We start from the raw sequence: 15,199 nt of genomic DNA, 5'->3' as shown, positions 1-15,199 counted from the left end.
GCGTGTTCCGCACCCTGGCCGAACGGTTCGAGCCGCTGTTCGTGCGCCTCGACCGGGTGGCGGGAGGCAGGCACGCGCACGTTCGCATCGACCACGAGCTGCTGACGGCTCCCCGTACCCGGCGCGCGTTCGTCGCGATCGCCTGGCTTCTCGTGCTCGAGCTGGCGATCGGCATCGCGGCGGTCGTGATCGCGCTCGTGCTCGCGGCACGGGGCATCCCGGTGCCGTGGTCGGTATGGATGCGCACGGTCGTCGTTCTCGGCATGACGGCGACGCTGTTCTACTTCGTGTGGCGAGCATCCCTCGGTTACTACTGGGGATATTCGCGGCTGCGTCTGTTCAGCAAGATCTTCCCGGTGATCACGCTCGTGCTGGCCGCCATTCCGGGCCTCTACCCGCTGTGGATGGTCACGGAGCAGATCGTGTTCAGCCTCGTGCTCATCGGTGTGGCCGACTACCTCGATTCCGACCACATGCGCTCGGTCTTCCCGCGACCGAAGCGAGCCTGAGCCGGGCCGAGTGCCGCAGCCGGTCGGGGTGGCGCAGGCGGCCAGTGCAGCAGTCTGGCGGGTGGCCGAAGTAGAGCGCGACCAGGGTGCTGTGCCGATGCTCAGCGCGGTGCTTCGCCGCTCTTCGGGCGCGACCGCGGGTCGGGCGCCTCGTCGGCCTTGCCGACCATCGGGATCGAGTCGGTGAACTGGGATGCCCGCTGCTCGGCCTCCGTGCTGCCGCTGAACAGGGAGTCGCCGGAGACGGCTCGCGAGCGCTGCGAGGCATCCATTCCGCCGGCCTCGACGAGCTCGACGCGCTGGCGTGGCAGGCCGGCGGTCCCCTCGCGCTGGATCCAGGCGACGAGGTTCTCCCGCACGTAGCAGCGCAGGTCGAACAGGGTCGGCGCATCCTTCGCGGTGACGAGCACGCGGACGTGCACGAAGCCGCCCACCGCGTCGGTCACCTGCAGCACCGACGTCCTGCCGTCCCACAGGTTCGTCTTGCGCAGGATGCGATCGAGCTCCTTGCGCATCCCGTCGGGCGACACCCGCCAGTCGAGGTCGAACTCCACGGCGCCCAGCAGCTCGCTGTGCTGCCTGGTCCAGTTCTCGAACGGCTGGGTCGTGAAGAACGTCGAGGGCAGGACCATGCGCCTGTCGTCCCAGATGTGCACGACGACATAGGTGAGCGTGATCTCCTCGATGCGGCCCCACTCGTTGTTCACCACGACGACGTCGTCGATGCGGATCGCGCCGCTGAACGCCAGTTGCATCCCCGCGAACAGGTTGCCGAGCGACGACTGAGCCGCGATACCGGCGATCACGCCGATGATCCCGGCGGATGCCAGGATGCTCGCCCCCGCCGCCCGCGCACCGGGGAACGTGAGCAGGATGGCGCCCAGCGCGATCACGACGGCCGCCACGATCGTCAGCCGCCTGATGATCATCACCTGGGTGCGCACCCGGCGGGCGTACTGGTTGTCCGGCACGTCGAGCCGGTACCGGGACAGCCCGAGGTCTTCGAAGAAGATCACGAGCGCCGCCGCGAACCACGCGCCGAGCGCGATCGTGACGATGAGGAAGACGTGATGCACGCTCTCGACCGTCGGCAACGGCACCTGGAACGGGAGGGTGATCGTGACGGCGATCCAGAGCAGGATGTCGAGCAGGGTCAGCCGGAATGGGATGCGCAGGTGCGAGGTGAGCATCCTCGCCCATTCCCTGCGCCGCGCGATGAAGCGCACGATCACGCCGATCACGGCGGTGATGACGAGCGCCGCCACGATGGCGATGACGCAGGCGATGGCGAACGGGAGCCACCCGTGCAGATCGGCCATCGTTCCAGGCTCCTCAGGGTGAGCGCCGGTTGCAAGGCTTCGGGGCGGGATTGACAGCGGCACGACGACTGTCCGGGCGGTCGCGGCGGCCCTCGCGGTGGGCGGGCAGGGGACGCCCGGAACCGCCCGGCGGACACCGTCTGCCGGGGCCTCGGCGAAGGCCCGCCCGCCGGGTCGGGGCGCCGTGCACCGCCGGTAGACTTGAGGCGTTCTGCGCCGGCCTCAGGCGCACACGAATCCCCGAGGAGTGCGCCGCGTGACCGAGCCCACGGCATCCGCATCGTCCGTCGAGCCAGGCGCCACCGCGGGGCCTGCGACGCTCGACACCGTCGAGAACGCGGCCGCGACGCCCGAGAAGGAGCAGCCGTACGCTGCGCTGGGCCTGACGGACGACGAGTATGCGCGCATCCGCGAGATCCTCGGCCGCCGCCCGACGAGCGGCGAGCTGGCCATGTACTCCGTGATGTGGAGCGAGCACTGCTCGTACAAGAGCTCGAAGAAGTACCTGAGGCAGTTCGGGCAGAAGGTCACGCCCGAGATGAAGAAGAACCTCATGGTCGGCATCGGCGAGAACGCCGGCGTGGTGGATGTCGGCGAGGGCTGGGCGGTGACCTTCAAGGTCGAGTCGCACAACCACCCCAGCTACATCGAGCCGTTCCAGGGCGCGGCCACGGGCGTCGGCGGCATCGTGCGCGACATCATCTCGATGGGCGCGCGTCCGGTCGCCGTCATGGACCAGCTGCGGTTCGGCAAGATCGACGAGGCGGACACCGCGCGGGTGGTGCACGGAGTCGTCGGCGGCATCTCGTTCTACGGCAACTGCCTCGGCCTGCCGAACATCGGCGGTGAGACGTACTTCGATCCGGTGTACCAGGGCAATCCGCTCGTCAACGCGCTCTCCGTCGGCGTCCTTCGCCACGAGGACCTGCACCTCGCCAACGCCTCCGGCGTGGGCAACAAGGTGGTGCTGTTCGGGGCGCGAACGGGCGGTGACGGCATCGGCGGGGCATCCATCCTCGCCTCCGACACGTTCGCGTCCGGCGGCCCGACGAAGCGGCCTGCCGTACAGGTGGGCGACCCGTTCGCCGAGAAGGTGCTCATCGAGTGCTGTCTCGAGCTGTTCCAGAAGAAGCTCGTGGAGGGCATCCAGGATCTCGGCGCTGCCGGCATCTCGTGCGCGACCAGCGAACTCGCCTCCAACGGCGACGGCGGCATGTACATCTCGCTCGACCACGTGCTGCTGCGCGACCCGACGCTCACGGCGGAGGAGATCCTCATGTCGGAGTCGCAGGAACGCATGATGGCGGTCGTCACGCCCGACAAGCTCGACGCCTTCCTCGCGGTGACCGCGAAGTGGGATGTCGAAACGAGCGTGCTCGGCGAGGTCACCGACACCGGACGCCTCGTCATCGACTGGCACGGCGAGCGGATCGTGGATGTCGACCCGCGCACCGTCGCGATCGACGGCCCGGTGTACGACAGGCCCGTCGCCCACCCGGCGTGGATCGACGCGCTCCAGGCCGACTCGGCCACGGCTCTCGCCAGGCCCGACACGTCGACGGCAGAGGGCCGCGAGGAGCTGCGCGATCAGTTCCTCGCCCTGGTCGGCTCGCCGAACCTCGCGGACAAGAGCTGGATCACCAACCAGTACGACTACTACGTGGGCGGCAACACGGCGCTCTCGTTCCCCGACGACGGCGGGATGATCCGCGTCGACGAGGCGAGCGGCCTCGGCTTCGCCATCGCAACCGACGCGAACGGCCGCTACGGCCAGCTCGACCCGCGTCAGGCGGCACGTCTCGCGCTCGCCGAGGCGCACCGCAACGTCGCCGTCACTGGCGCGGTACCCGCCGCCGTGACGGACTGCCTCAACTTCGGATCGCCGGAGAACCCCGAGGTGATGTGGCAGTTCTCGCAGGCCGTCGAGGGCCTGTCGGATGCCTGCCTCGAGCTCGGCATCCCGGTGACGGGCGGCAACGTCTCGTTCTACAACCAGACCGGCGACACCCCGATCTTCCCGACGACCGTCGCCGGCGTGCTGGGCGTGATCGACGACGTGGCGCGGCGCATCCCGTCGGGCTGGCAGGATGCCGGCGACAACATCTACCTGCTCGGCGTCACGCGCGAGGAGCTCGACGGTTCTGCGTGGGCCGGCACGGTGCACGGCCACCTCGGCGGCCTGCCTCCCGCTGTGGACATGGACGGCGAGAAGCGCCTGGCCGAACTGCTGCACGCTGGCGCCATGGAGAGCCTCATCGCGTCGGCGCACGATCTCTCCGACGGAGGCCTCGCGCAGGCGCTCGCCGAGAGCGTGCTGCGTTTCGGCGTGGGCGCGCGGGTGTGGCTGACCGAGATCATGGAGCGCGACGGCGTGGATGCCGCCACCGCACTGTTCTCGGAGTCCACCGGGCGCGTGATCGTCTCCGTGCCGCGCGAGGACGACGTGAAGTTCCGCGGCCTGTGCGAAGGCCGCGACTACCCGGTGCTGCGCATCGGCGTGACGGATGCCGTCGTCGGAGAACAGCCCGTGCTCGAGGTGCAGGACCTCTTCACCGTGGGGCTGGAGGAGCTGCGGGCATCTCACCAGGCGACGCTCGCCGAGCACTTCGGTCCCGTGGTCGGCCAGACCTCGGCGCAGGAGTACTACACGCCCGGCGCCTGACCCTCGCGCCCGCCACCGCCGGTTGAGCCTGTCGAAACCGAGCCCGCACCGCCCTACCGCCGGTTGAGCCTGTCGAAACCGAGCAGTAGGACGGGTTTCGACAAGCTCAACCCGCGGCGCTGGGGCTCAACCCGCGGTGCTGGGACTCAACCCGCGCTCAACCCGCGGTGCTGGGACTCAACCCGCGGCTCGGAGGCCGCTCAGCGACGGAGGGCGCCGACGCGACTCGCCGTGACGAGCGCTGCCAACGCCAGCACGGATCCCAGCATGAAGCAGACCGTGAACGGCCACGAGCCGCCAACCGCCGTGAGCGACGCGAACAGCAGGCCGGCGATGGCCACGGCCGATGAGCCGCCGACGGCATCCGCGATCGCCTGCGCCGAGCTGTTGAAGCCCTGGTCGGACGGCGTCGAGTAGCCGATCATCATCACCGACAGCCGCGGTGTGGCGATGCCCATGCCGAGGCCGGCGAAGATCCACACGCCGAACACGGCGAACGTCGAGAGCCCGAACGCCGAGATGACCGTGGTGCCGACGAGGCCGAGCATGATGGATGCCACGCCCAGCATGATCCACGCCCGATTGCTGCGGCGCTCCCCGAGCCTGCCCTGCACCCAGGAGCCGCCCGACCACGCGATCGCGCCGCCGGTGAGCGCGAGTCCCGCGATCGCGGGACTCAGGTCGTACCTCGCGATGAGGAGGTACGGCACGTAGACCTCGCACGCCAGCTCGGCACCGGTGATGAAGATGCGCGTCGCGATCACCGACGGCAGCCCGCGAGCGATCCGCAGCGTTCCACGCGGAAGGAGCGGGCGAGCCGCGACGGCGAGCACGGCGACCGACAGCACGAAGACGATCCACCGCCACAGCTCGTCGAGCTCCGTCGCGGTGCCGAGCACGAGCACGGCGACGGCGGCGACGACCGACCACACGATGCGCGCAGGCTGCCACGACGGGACGGCGTCGGACGCGGAGCCGTCGTCCGTGCCGTCGTCCGTGCTCAGCACGCGACGGATCATCAGCAGGCCGGCCGCGGCGACGGCGATGACGCCGAGGAAGATCCAGCGCCATCCCACGGTCTGCGCGAGCACGCCAGCCAGGAACGGCCCGATCAGCGACGGCACGACCCACGCCGTCGAGAATCCGACGAACACGTGCGGCTGCAGCCGGGCGGGATACTGCCGTGCCACCACCACATACACCGCGACGGTGAGAGCGCCGCCGCCGAGCCCTTGGACGAGCCGCCCGATCACGAAGACGACCATGTCGGGTGCGAGCCCGGCGATCGCCAGCCCCGCCATGAACAGCAGGACCGACAGCACGAGCGGCGCCGACGGGCCCCGACGGTCGCACCACGCGCCGGCGACCACCATGCCGACGATGCTGATGGCCGTCGAGCCCGAGAAGGCGAGCGTGTAGAGGGATGCGCCGTGCAGCTCCCTGGCGATCACCGGCATGACCGTGGTCACCGCCATCGCCTCGAACGCGACGAACAGCACGAGCGCGCACATGCCGATCGTGATCCAGCGGAAGTGCGGACCCAGAACCCCGCCGTCGGGCTTTGCCAGTGGCGGCCTGCCGGCGTGAGACGACGACTCGACGCTGCCGCCACGCGCGACGGGCGCGGAGCTGCCCTTCGCGGCATCCTCCAAGGTGTCGCTCCCGCGCCGCTCATACGGCTCGAACTCCTCCGTCATGAGAGTCCGCCCTCATGCCGTCGGTCCGCGCGCCGGTCCGCCATGTGAACCCAGCCTAGGACCTGAACTATGGTTGAGGTACAAGACCCAGAGGAGACCGCATGCCGCAACTCACCGGAGGGGCACATCGCCCGCTCACCGTCGGCGAGCTGGCCGAGCGCAGCGGAGTAGCGGTCTCGGCGCTGCACTTCTACGAGCGCAAGGGCCTCCTCACCAGCGAGCGCACGAGCGGCAATCAGCGACGGTACCGGCGCGACGCACTGCGCAGGGTGGCGTTCATCCGGGTGTCGCAGCGGGTGGGCATCCCGCTCGCCGACATCAAGGCGGCGCTCGACTCGCTGCCCGAGGGCCGCACGCCCAGCAAGCAGGACTGGGCCCGGCTGTCGTCACACTGGCGCACGGCGCTGGATGCCCGCATCGCCGCGCTCGAGCACCTGCGCAACGACCTCACGGGATGCATCGGATGCGGATGCCTGAGCCTGCGCACCTGCACACTGCAGAACCCGGATGACGCGCTCGGCGACACGGGTGACGGCACCGGCGCCCGCCGCTGGGAGTAGTGCAGGATCACAAGGTCCAGCGCAGAGAGCGCTGAGGACGCGGCGAACCCGAGCATGCGGTGGGCGGTGATCGCGAGAGGGCGGTGATCACGAGAGGGCGCCGAGCGCGACAGTCGCCCGCGCCCGCGCTCGCCCACCCGTTCACCCGCTGCCCCGCCACCCGCTTCTCGCACCCATCCGCTATTGACCGGGCGGTCAGTCAGACGTACCGTGGAAGTGCCCCTAAGGGGAGCATCGAGGAGGTGTGATTCATGAAGAAGTGGACAAGGTGGCAGGACTGGGTCACGGTCGCAGCCGGAGTGGTGGTCGCTCTCTCCACGATCTGGGTGGCGCCCGCCGGGCTTTCGGTCGTGCTCATGGTCGTGCTCGGCGTTCTGCTCATCATCGCCGGCCTCATCAACCTGGCGATGCCGGGTCTGGCCTGGATGGAATGGGTGCACGGCGTTCTCGGCGTGCTGCTGTTCATCTCGCCGTGGGCCGGCATGTACGCCACGCACACGGGCGCGGCCTGGTTCTCCTGGATCTGCGGTGCCGTCGCGATCATCGTGGCGGCGTGGGAGCTGGTTCCGGTTCCCGGAAGTGATCGCATGGCCCACTCTCACTGAGGCTGGCGTGATCGCGGGGTGGCAGCTGGACTGCCACCCCGACCCCTTCGTCCGGGGACGCCCACCCAGCCCCGGGGTGAGAGAACCACTGTCGACACTCGGTCGTCCGCCCCGGCCCCCTTGGAGAACCCATGAACCCGAATCGCAGAACCCGAGACGCGGCAGAGTCGCGGGCAGGCATCCTGGATGCCGCGGAGCGGCTCTTCGCCGAACGCGGCTTCGACGCCACGCCGACCTCCGCCATCGCGGAAGCCGCAGGCGTGCCCAAAGGCCTGCTGTTCTACTACTTCCCCAGCAAGTCGCAACTGCTGCGTGCCCTGGTCGCCGAGCGCATGTCACTCGGTCCGGTCGACGTCGACGCGCTCACCGAGCCGGGCGATCCGGCGCGCTCGCTGCTCAATCTGACAGGCAGGATCCGGGAGCTCGAGGATGCCTCGCACGTGATCGGCGTCATCATCTCGCGTGAGCAGCACACGCATCCCGAGGTCCGGTCGGCACTTCTCGAGCACCGAGACCGGCTGCAGAGCCTTATCGAGAGGGTGCTCGCCGCGAGCTCGCCCGTTCGCCCCGCGGCCTCCCGGCTGCGCAGCGCGGCGCTGGCGTGGCTGGGCATCCTCGCGCTCGGCTCCGACCGGGCGACAGAGGCAGCACGGTCCGAGCTCGCGTCGCTCGCCGAGTTCGTCACCGACGGACTGCGACCGACCCGGCCGTCCGCGGCCGGTTAGGACGGCTCACACCTCGAAGGGCGTGCCCGTCGCCTGCTCGGCGAACGCCCACACCCGGCGTGACACCTCAGGGTCGGCGCAGACGCGAGCCGGGTTCTGCTTCACGGGTGCACCCTTCACGAGCCAGCGCGGCCCCCAGTACGAGCCGCCGACGGCGTCCGCCCGCGTCGCCGCCGCGAGCACCGACCATGCCCCGCGATCCTTGCCCTGCGTGAACGGAGCCTGCAGCGAGTCCGCGAACACCGTCGTGCGCGACGGCTCGTTGACGCCGGGGATGCGCGGCGTGCGTCCACTGATCGAGTAGCCGGGATGCGCGACGACGCTCGTGGCGTCGAGCTCCGCCCTGCGCATTCTGCGGTCCAGCTCGAAGCCGAACGCCTCGACCGCGATCTTCGACTGCGCGTAGGCGCGCCACGACGAGTAGTGCCGCTCCAGCTGCAAGTCGTCGACGAGCAGCGAGCTCAGCCGCGTGGCCATGCTGCCGAGGCTGACGACGCGAGCCCGGCCGGACCGCCTGAGCACGGGCATCATCCGCGCGAGCAGCGCGAAGTGGCCAAGCAGGTTCGTGCCGATGACGAGCTCGTTGCCGTCGACGGTGGTCTCCCGCCCCGGCGGCGCGTGCACGGCACCGGCGTTGGCCACCACGAGATCGATGCGTTCGCGCGCGTTCAGCGCGTCCGCGACCGCCGCGACGCTCTCGAGGCTCGCCGTGTCGAGGGAGAGCACCTCGAGGGATGCGCGCACCCCGTCGGCCGCGCAGCGCGCCCGGATCGCGCGCGCGGCGGCATCCGCCCGCTCAGGGCTGCGGCACGCGAGCACCACATGGGCACCGGCACCGGCGAGCGCTGCCGCGGTGAAGAAGCCGATGCCCTTGTTCGCGCCCGTGACCACGACGGTCTTGCCGCGCTGGTCCGGCACGGCGAATCCACTCGGGCCGATCATCCGCCCCTCCGCACCCGTCGGCCGCGTCACTCGGCCGTCGGCGCGGCGCCGGCGCGCACGTGGTGATGGATCACCTCGGCGACCACGAAGTTGAACCACTTCTCGGCGAACTCCGGATCGAGATGGCTCTCCACGGCCAGTGCGCGCAGATTCTTGATGTGATCGCGCTCGCGCACCGGATCCTCGGCGGGCAGCCCGTGCTCCGCCTTCAGGTATCCGACCTGCTTCGTGAACTTGAACCGCTCGGCGAGCAGATGGATCAGCGCGGCATCGATGTTGTCGATGCTCTCGCGAATGGCATAGAGCTGCTCAAGTGCGCGCGCGTCGTCATTCTGCTCATCGTTCTCGGGCATGAGTCGAGGGTAGCCGCTCATCGGAGCATCAGGCTTTGCGATCACTCCATCATGACGATCGGTTCGCTGAGCGCCCGCCGCAGCACGGGGCTTGTCGCCAGGAGTCCGAGCCAGACAACGAGGATGCCGCCCGCGATGCTGGCGGCGATGGTGAGCAGCGAGAGCGGCGCGAGCACGAGGGCGACGCCCGCCAGCGGCAGCACGATGATGACGGCGGTCACGGCCGACCCCACCGTGACGATGCGCAACGGAGACAGCACGGCGCGCACGCGAGCGGCGTCCATGGTCTTCACCGGCATCCCGAGGCGGTCCAGGCTCACGTACAGGTCGCGGCGGTCGAGGATGGCGGATGCCTGGCTCACGCCCACCGAGCACGCCACCATGACGAACGAGATCGCCAGCGTGATGAAGACGCCCGTTCGCACGTCGTCGAGCAGGATCAGCTCGTCGCGGTCGGCACGTTCGCCGCTCACGGCGCCGATCATGGCGAGCGCTGTGCCCGCGAAGACGGCGATGAACGTGGTCATCGACACTCCGCTGACCTGACGCCAGGCCGCCTTGGGCGACTCGAGCACCGAGCGGGCGGCGATCAGCCGCTGCGGCGTGGTCGCCCTCCGCAGGCCGGATGCCGCGAAGCGCCGGATCACGAACGGACCGACCAGCCCCAGCACAGCGTTCGCAGCGGCGAAGGCGGCGGCCAGCACGATGATCACGGTGAGCACGCCGCCGAGAATGCTCGGGTTGGCCACGCAGAACACGACGGCGGCGAGTACGGCGACGGCGACGAGCACTCGCACCCAGTGCGAGTGCGGCGCCGACTGGCGGGTGCGCACGCCGAGCGGCGACACGACGACACCGCGCAGCCCGATCGCGGCGCTCACGCCGGCGAGCAGGCCGACGCCGACCACGACGGCGAGCACGATGAGCGGGTTGAGGAGCAGCGCGCCGGCGCCGATGGGGGCACCGCGGAACGGGATGAGCGCGACGAGCGGCGTGAGTGCCAGGTAGAGCACGACGCCGCCGAGCGCGCCGGCCACGGCGAGCGCCATGGACTCCAGCACGGTGAGACGGCCCACGAATCCCGTCGTGGCGCCGAGCAGCCTCAGCGTCGCGAGCCGGTCGTCGCGGCGTCGCGCCGAGAGCCGGGCTGCGGATCCGCCGAGCGAGGCCAGCGGCACGAGCAGCAGGGCCGAAGCGAAGATCGCCAGCGCCTGGTACGTGAAGGCGTTCCCGTCGTGCCACCGGAAGAACGACATCGCCCCGGCGAGAGTGGTCAGCAGCAGGGCGGTCGAGATGCCGAACGCCACGATGGGCAACGCCAGCGTGGCCCGTCCGGATGCCGCCGGCCTGGCGAGCAGACGAGCGACCGTGAGCGTCGTCATCGCCGGTCCCCCTGAGCAGGCGTCTGGATGTAGTCCATGCCTCCGACGTGCGACCGCGTCTCGACGATGCGGCCATCGCGCAGCCGCACGACGCGTGTGCAGCGCGCGGCGATGCTTTCGTCGTGCGTGACGACCACGAGCGTGCGGCCACGGCCCGTCGTCGAGCCGATCAGGGCATCCATCACCTCGGCGGATGTCGCGGAGTCCAGCGCCCCGGTCGGCTCGTCGGCGAAGACCACGAGGGGCTCGATCACCTGCGCACGCGCGACGGCCACACGCTGGGCCTGCCCGCCGGAGAGCTGGCCGATGCGCCGCTGCTCGAGTCCGGCCAGCCCCAGCGAGGCGAGCCATTGCCCGGCACGCTGTTCGGCCTCCTGGCGCGCGACTCCCTTGAGCATGAGCGGAAGCGCCGCGTTCTCGACCGCCGTGAGCTCGGGGATGAGCAGTCCCTGCTGGAACACGAAGCCGAACGCATCGCGGCGCAGCGCCGAGCGCGCTCCGTCGTTGAGCGCGCCGACCGACACCGTGCCGCGCTGCGTGTGCAGCGACACCTGCCCCGCATCGGGCGTGAGGATGCCGGCGAGCACGTGCAACAGCGTCGACTTGCCAGAACCGGACGCGCCCATGATGGCCAGCGCCTCACCTGCCTGCACGTCGAGCGTGACGCCGGCGAGCGCATGGGTGACTCCGTAGGACTTGATGAGGTCTGATGCCTCGAGAATCGCTGCCATGCATCCATCGTCGCGGCCGCCCGTTCCACGCGCATCAAGCCAGGGGTTGATTCCGAGAGACGCCGGGTACGCCGATCGGATGACAGCGTTCAGATGCTGTTGGGATCCAGATTCAGCTTCGTGCCCTCGTAGAGGTACTGCTGATCGCCGAACACCTCGAGGCCGGCGTTGAGCCAGATGAGATCGGCGACCGAGATGCCGAATCGCTGCGCAACGACGGCGGTGAGGTCGCCAGGAGCGATCAGGTAGCTCTTCGGAGCACCGCCCGCAGTCGTCTCCGTGACCGAGCCGGTGGCGAAGGTGCGCGCGCCGCCGTCGACCGGATGCACATTGGTCTGGCGGGCCGGGATGTGCCACGAGATCGTGTTCACGGCCAGCACCTTGTTGGGGCCGAGCTCGACGGGAACGTCGTCTCCCGAGGCCACGGACGAGTACGTGACCAGGGTTCCGAGGTAGGACGGCTCGGTCTCGGAGCCGAGCGACACCGACGACGACTGGGGTGAGGTGGTGGGGCCTCCGAGCAGGTGATCGCCCACGCCGTGGTAGGTGAGACCGTCGCCGACCGAGGGCGGAACGTCGATGAGTGTGACGGAGACAGGCACGGGCACCGTCGACGTGAAGCCGGAGTACTGCGCCGAGTACGTGTTGTCCCCGTTGGCGACCATGCGGTAGTGGAAGTGGATGCTGCCCTTCGGCGACGCGACGTCGGCCTCGGCGACCACGGTGCCGGCGGGCACCGGCGTGATCGTCGGGCTCGGCTCGGGGGTGGCGGCCGGTTCGGCCGTTGCCGGATGCGACAGCGCCGGATCCGGCGTAGCGGACGCGGTCGGCCTTTTGGTCGGTGCCGCCGAGTGGTGCGACTGCTTGTGCGCGGCGTGCGCAGTGGCCGTGCCGCCCAGGGCGAAGCATCCGGCGAGCGTGGCCGTGACGAGCGCCGCGACGCCCATCGCGGCGACAACGCGGCCCATGCGACGAGACCGCGGCGAGACTGTCAGGGGAGCCAACGACGGCATCCTCATTCGCAGCTCCGCTCTTCCATCCCCGTAGAGACCCTAGTGGTCTACCGGTGTCCAGAGGAAGGGCCGGCCGACCGCAGCGCGGATGCACGCATCACTCGGCGCTGCGCAGTCCCGCGAGCAGCAGGCGCACCATGCGCTCCGGACGTCCGGAGCCGGAAGGATCGCCGGCGTGACACAGGTTCGCGACGGCGCCTAGGAACTCCGCTGGGTCCACGTCTGTCACGACGTCGCCCGATCGCTTCGCAGCGTCGAGCATGCGACCCAGCGTGGGCGCCAGGTGGGTGGAGAAGTACTGGGCGAGCGGCTCGTACGCGGGGTCGCCGGAGTGCAGGGCTCCCGCCAGTCCGCGTTTGGTCGCCACGAACTCCGTGTAGCGCATGATCCACCGGTCGAGCGCCTCGCCGGGCGGATACTCCGCCTCGAACCCGGCAGCGGCCGCGACGCAGGCGTCGATCTCGTGCCGGAACACCGCGGAGATGAGGTCGGAGCGCAGCGGAAAATGCCGGTAGAGCGTTCCGACGCCCACCCCGGCGCGCTGAGCGATCGAGCGGACGGGAGCGTCGACCCCGGACTCGACGAAGACGGCCGCCGCCGCCTCCAGCAACGCGGCGACGTTCTGCCGCGCGTCGGCGCGCATCCGTCGCGACTCCGTAGCGCCGGCAGGGACCTCAGCCGCCTCGACGGCCGCGCCCGTCCGCGTGTGCGCCGGGCGCGTGTCCGCCGTCCGCGTGTCTGCCGGGCGTCCATCCGCCGGGGACTCGTCGACCTCACGCCGGTTCGTGTCCGCTGCCCGCGACTCGGCATCTCCGGATCGCGCGATCGCCCGCGATTCGGCGCCCGTGGTGGAGGACATGCGGCAACTCCCTAGCGAACGGAACCACGTTCCGCTACAGTCAGGTACAAGCGGAACAGCGTTCCGAATAGACTCCATCGCATCCGGAGCGATGTTCCGTTCAATGATACCCGGCCCGCAACAGGAAGAGCGAAACATGCAGTACAGAACACTCGGACGTACCGGCATCAAGGTGACCCCGTACGCCCTCGGCGCCATGATGCTCGGCGGCCTCGGCAATCCCGATCGCGCGGAGGCGATCCGCGTCATCCATCGCGCGCTCGACGCGGGCATCAACTTCGTGGACACCGCCGATCGCTACGGCGACTCGGAAGAAGTCGTCGGCGAGGCGCTGAAGGGACGACGGGACGACGTCGTGCTGGCCACGAAGTTCTGGGGACCGGTCGACGACGACATCAACCACCGCGGCGCGTCACGACGCTGGATCATGTCGGCCGTCGAGCGATCGCTGCGTAACCTCCAGACCGACCACCTCGACCTCTATCAGCTGCACCGACCGGACCCCGACACCGATATCGACGAGACGCTGTCCGCGCTGACCGACCTGGTGCGGCAGGGCAAGGTGCGAGCGATCGGCACCTCGTCGATGCGAGGTTCGGAGATCGTGGAGGCGCAGTGGATGTCGGAACGCCGCGGCTTCGAGAGGTTCCGCACCGAGCAGCCCAACTACTCGATCCTCGACCGCGAGATCGAACGCGAGATCCTTCCCGTCGCGCAGCGCTACGGCATGGGCACGCTCGTCTACAGCCCGCTCGCCGGGGGGATGCTGACCGGTCGCTACCGGGCGGGAGCCGAGAACGACGTCTTCCGTTCGTCCCGCACCGGCATGCGCCACTTCCGTGACGAGCGGCGGCTCGCGGCGGTCGAGCAGCTCATCGCCCTCTCAGACGAGGTCGGAGTGAAGCTGACACACCTCGCGATGGCGTTCGTCATCTCGCATCCTGGTGTCACGTCCGCGATAGCGGGCCCTCGCACGATGGAGCAGCTCGAGGACACGCTTGCGGGCATGGAGGTCTCGCTCTCCGACGACGTGCTCGACCGGATCGACGAAATCGTGCCGCCCGGCGAGAGCATCGGCGCCATGGACATGGTCTATCGCGGCCCCGAGGTCGGCGACCCGACGCTGCGGCGCCGGGCGGTCTCGGAGCGGTCCGCCGCCTGATCACCGCTTCGCCCGAACCGTCAACCCCTGGCCTGCTGTCGTCACGGTCGTAGCGTCCGAGCATGAACACAACAGGATGGATCATCCTCATCGCCGTGATCGTGGTGCTGATCATCATCGCCATCATCGTGATCGCCCTCACGGTCGGCAGACGACGCAAGAGGGAGCACGATCGCCAGCGGGCGCAGGAGATCCGCGTCGCCGCACGCGACGACGACCTGACGGCGCGCGAACGCGAGGCGAAGGCATCCCGAGCCGCGGCCGACGCGAAGCAGGCGGAGGTCGAGGCCGAGCGGCGGCGGCGGGATGCCGAAGCGCGCGCCGCGGAGGCGGGGGACGCCAGGGCGGCCGCCAACGACAAGCTCACGCAGGCCGACAGGCTCGATCCGGATGTGCGCACCGAGGGGCGTGGCGATGACGGTCGAGATCGTCCGGCCGGTGGCGGGTACGGCGCGCCGGACCGGCTGGACCACCGCGCCGACACGGAGAGAACCACCGGAGACGACGACGTTCCACCGCCGCGGCCGGCGCGCTGACCGGTTGCGATCGTCGCGCATTGTCCGGCGCTCGGTCCACACTGATGCGTGACGCGACAGGGCTGTGCGAGAAGACCGCCCGCGCGACGACGAACGGGAGCGACCCATGAGCGAGCGCGTGCGGTGCCTTCTGCTACCCGCGGC

General features: G+C 69.9%; 15 protein-coding genes. 7 read left to right on the top strand and 8 right to left on the bottom strand.

The features are described 5' to 3' along the window. The first annotated feature begins 2 nt into the window (after positions 1-2). Complete coding sequence (locus VHB92_RS11180; RefSeq protein ID WP_325453832.1) at positions 3-509, top strand: hypothetical protein; 507 nt, start codon at positions 3-5, stop codon at positions 507-509. A 101-nt stretch (positions 510-610) separates the two neighbouring features. Here the strand turns inward: VHB92_RS11180 and VHB92_RS11175 are convergent, their stop codons facing one another. Next, entirely contained in the window at positions 611-1,828 is a 1,218-nt protein-coding gene (locus VHB92_RS11175; RefSeq protein ID WP_325453831.1) for a mechanosensitive ion channel family protein, read from the bottom strand. A 256-nt stretch (positions 1,829-2,084) separates the two neighbouring features. Between VHB92_RS11175 and purL the strand changes: the two genes are divergently transcribed. After that, the gene (gene purL / locus VHB92_RS11170) at positions 2,085-4,490 is read left to right on the top strand and encodes a phosphoribosylformylglycinamidine synthase subunit PurL (RefSeq protein ID WP_325453830.1); all 2,406 of its coding nucleotides are present in this window, start codon (positions 2,085-2,087) and stop codon (positions 4,488-4,490) included. Between the two features lie 200 nt (positions 4,491-4,690). On the opposite strand, the gene VHB92_RS11165 is transcribed toward purL, so the two are convergent. Further along, a complete protein-coding gene (locus VHB92_RS11165) occupies positions 4,691-6,187 on the bottom strand; it encodes an MFS transporter (protein ID WP_325453829.1) in 1,497 nt (498 codons plus the stop codon). A gap of 101 nt (positions 6,188-6,288) precedes the next feature. Between VHB92_RS11165 and soxR the strand changes: the two genes are divergently transcribed. The 3 genes from soxR to VHB92_RS11150 all read left to right on the top strand — a co-directional run bounded on the left by soxR (position 6,289) and on the right by VHB92_RS11150 (position 8,077). Next, positions 6,289-6,747: a redox-sensitive transcriptional activator SoxR gene (soxR, locus tag VHB92_RS11160; protein WP_325453828.1), complete on the top strand. Its 459-nt coding sequence runs from the start codon at positions 6,289-6,291 to the stop codon at positions 6,745-6,747. A gap of 251 nt (positions 6,748-6,998) precedes the next feature. Beyond that, positions 6,999-7,352, top strand: coding sequence for an SPW repeat protein (locus VHB92_RS11155; RefSeq protein ID WP_325453827.1), 354 nt, complete (start codon positions 6,999-7,001; stop codon positions 7,350-7,352). A gap of 131 nt (positions 7,353-7,483) precedes the next feature. Beyond that, a complete protein-coding gene (locus VHB92_RS11150) occupies positions 7,484-8,077 on the top strand; it encodes a helix-turn-helix domain-containing protein (RefSeq protein ID WP_325453826.1) in 594 nt (197 codons plus the stop codon). Between the two features lie 6 nt (positions 8,078-8,083). Here VHB92_RS11150 and VHB92_RS11145 read toward each other — a convergent pair whose 3' ends face one another. The 6 genes from VHB92_RS11145 to VHB92_RS11120 form a co-directional block, all read right to left on the bottom strand. Next, the gene (locus VHB92_RS11145; RefSeq protein WP_325453825.1) at positions 8,084-9,019 is read right to left on the bottom strand and encodes an SDR family NAD(P)-dependent oxidoreductase; all 936 of its coding nucleotides are present in this window, start codon (positions 9,017-9,019) and stop codon (positions 8,084-8,086) included. 26 nt (positions 9,020-9,045) lie between these two features. Beyond that, on the bottom strand, positions 9,046-9,372 hold the full coding sequence (locus VHB92_RS11140; protein ID WP_325453824.1) for a chorismate mutase: 327 nt from the start codon (positions 9,370-9,372) through the stop codon (positions 9,046-9,048). A gap of 41 nt (positions 9,373-9,413) precedes the next feature. Continuing rightward, positions 9,414-10,754 (bottom strand): FtsX-like permease family protein, encoded by a 1,341-nt coding sequence (locus tag VHB92_RS11135; protein WP_325453823.1) that lies wholly within the window; start codon positions 10,752-10,754, stop codon positions 9,414-9,416. Further along, positions 10,751-11,485, bottom strand: coding sequence for an ABC transporter ATP-binding protein (locus VHB92_RS11130; RefSeq protein WP_325453822.1), 735 nt, complete (start codon positions 11,483-11,485; stop codon positions 10,751-10,753). The genes VHB92_RS11135 and VHB92_RS11130 overlap by 4 nt, the downstream gene beginning before the upstream one ends. Before the next feature lie 89 nt (positions 11,486-11,574). Beyond that, positions 11,575-12,489 (bottom strand): LysM domain-containing protein, encoded by a 915-nt coding sequence (locus VHB92_RS11125; protein ID WP_325453821.1) that lies wholly within the window; start codon positions 12,487-12,489, stop codon positions 11,575-11,577. 106 nt (positions 12,490-12,595) lie between these two features. Then, positions 12,596-13,357 (bottom strand): TetR/AcrR family transcriptional regulator, encoded by a 762-nt coding sequence (locus VHB92_RS11120; RefSeq protein WP_325453820.1) that lies wholly within the window; start codon positions 13,355-13,357, stop codon positions 12,596-12,598. A gap of 136 nt (positions 13,358-13,493) precedes the next feature. On the opposite strand from VHB92_RS11120, the gene VHB92_RS11115 reads away from it, so the two are divergent. Further along, the gene (locus tag VHB92_RS11115; protein ID WP_325453819.1) at positions 13,494-14,519 is read left to right on the top strand and encodes an aldo/keto reductase; all 1,026 of its coding nucleotides are present in this window, start codon (positions 13,494-13,496) and stop codon (positions 14,517-14,519) included. A gap of 62 nt (positions 14,520-14,581) precedes the next feature. Next, the gene (locus VHB92_RS11110) at positions 14,582-15,055 is read left to right on the top strand and encodes a hypothetical protein (RefSeq protein WP_325453818.1); all 474 of its coding nucleotides are present in this window, start codon (positions 14,582-14,584) and stop codon (positions 15,053-15,055) included. Positions 15,056-15,199 lie beyond the last annotated feature (144 nt).

It is taken from the genome of Humibacter sp. (assembly GCF_035547335.1).
In the GTDB taxonomy this organism is placed as follows: domain Bacteria; phylum Actinomycetota; class Actinomycetes; order Actinomycetales; family Microbacteriaceae; genus Humibacter.
The sequence above is the reverse complement of the archived record's forward strand: the minus strand, read 5'-3'. Positions and strand labels throughout refer to the sequence as shown.

Bases quoted from the DNA above. Each gene is read 5' to 3' on its own strand.
- VHB92_RS11110 (WP_325453818.1), top strand. From the start codon at position 14,582: ATGAACACAACAGGATGGATCATCCTCATCGCCGTGATCGTGGTGCTG.
- VHB92_RS11145 (WP_325453825.1), bottom strand. From the start codon at position 9,019: ATGATCGGCCCGAGTGGATTCGCCGTGCCGGACCAGCGCGGCAAGACC.
- VHB92_RS11175 (WP_325453831.1), bottom strand. From the start codon at position 1,828: ATGGCCGATCTGCACGGGTGGCTCCCGTTCGCCATCGCCTGCGTCATC.
- VHB92_RS11165 (WP_325453829.1), bottom strand. From the start codon at position 6,187: ATGACGGAGGAGTTCGAGCCGTATGAGCGGCGCGGGAGCGACACCTTG.
- VHB92_RS11115 (WP_325453819.1), top strand. From the start codon at position 13,494: ATGCAGTACAGAACACTCGGACGTACCGGCATCAAGGTGACCCCGTAC.
- VHB92_RS11155 (WP_325453827.1), top strand. From the start codon at position 6,999: ATGAAGAAGTGGACAAGGTGGCAGGACTGGGTCACGGTCGCAGCCGGA.
- VHB92_RS11140 (WP_325453824.1), bottom strand. From the start codon at position 9,372: ATGCCCGAGAACGATGAGCAGAATGACGACGCGCGCGCACTTGAGCAG.
- VHB92_RS11150 (WP_325453826.1), top strand. From the start codon at position 7,484: ATGAACCCGAATCGCAGAACCCGAGACGCGGCAGAGTCGCGGGCAGGC.
- VHB92_RS11130 (WP_325453822.1), bottom strand. From the start codon at position 11,485: ATGGCAGCGATTCTCGAGGCATCAGACCTCATCAAGTCCTACGGAGTC.
- VHB92_RS11120 (WP_325453820.1), bottom strand. From the start codon at position 13,357: ATGTCCTCCACCACGGGCGCCGAATCGCGGGCGATCGCGCGATCCGGA.
- VHB92_RS11135 (WP_325453823.1), bottom strand. From the start codon at position 10,754: ATGACGACGCTCACGGTCGCTCGTCTGCTCGCCAGGCCGGCGGCATCC.
- soxR (WP_325453828.1), top strand. From the start codon at position 6,289: ATGCCGCAACTCACCGGAGGGGCACATCGCCCGCTCACCGTCGGCGAG.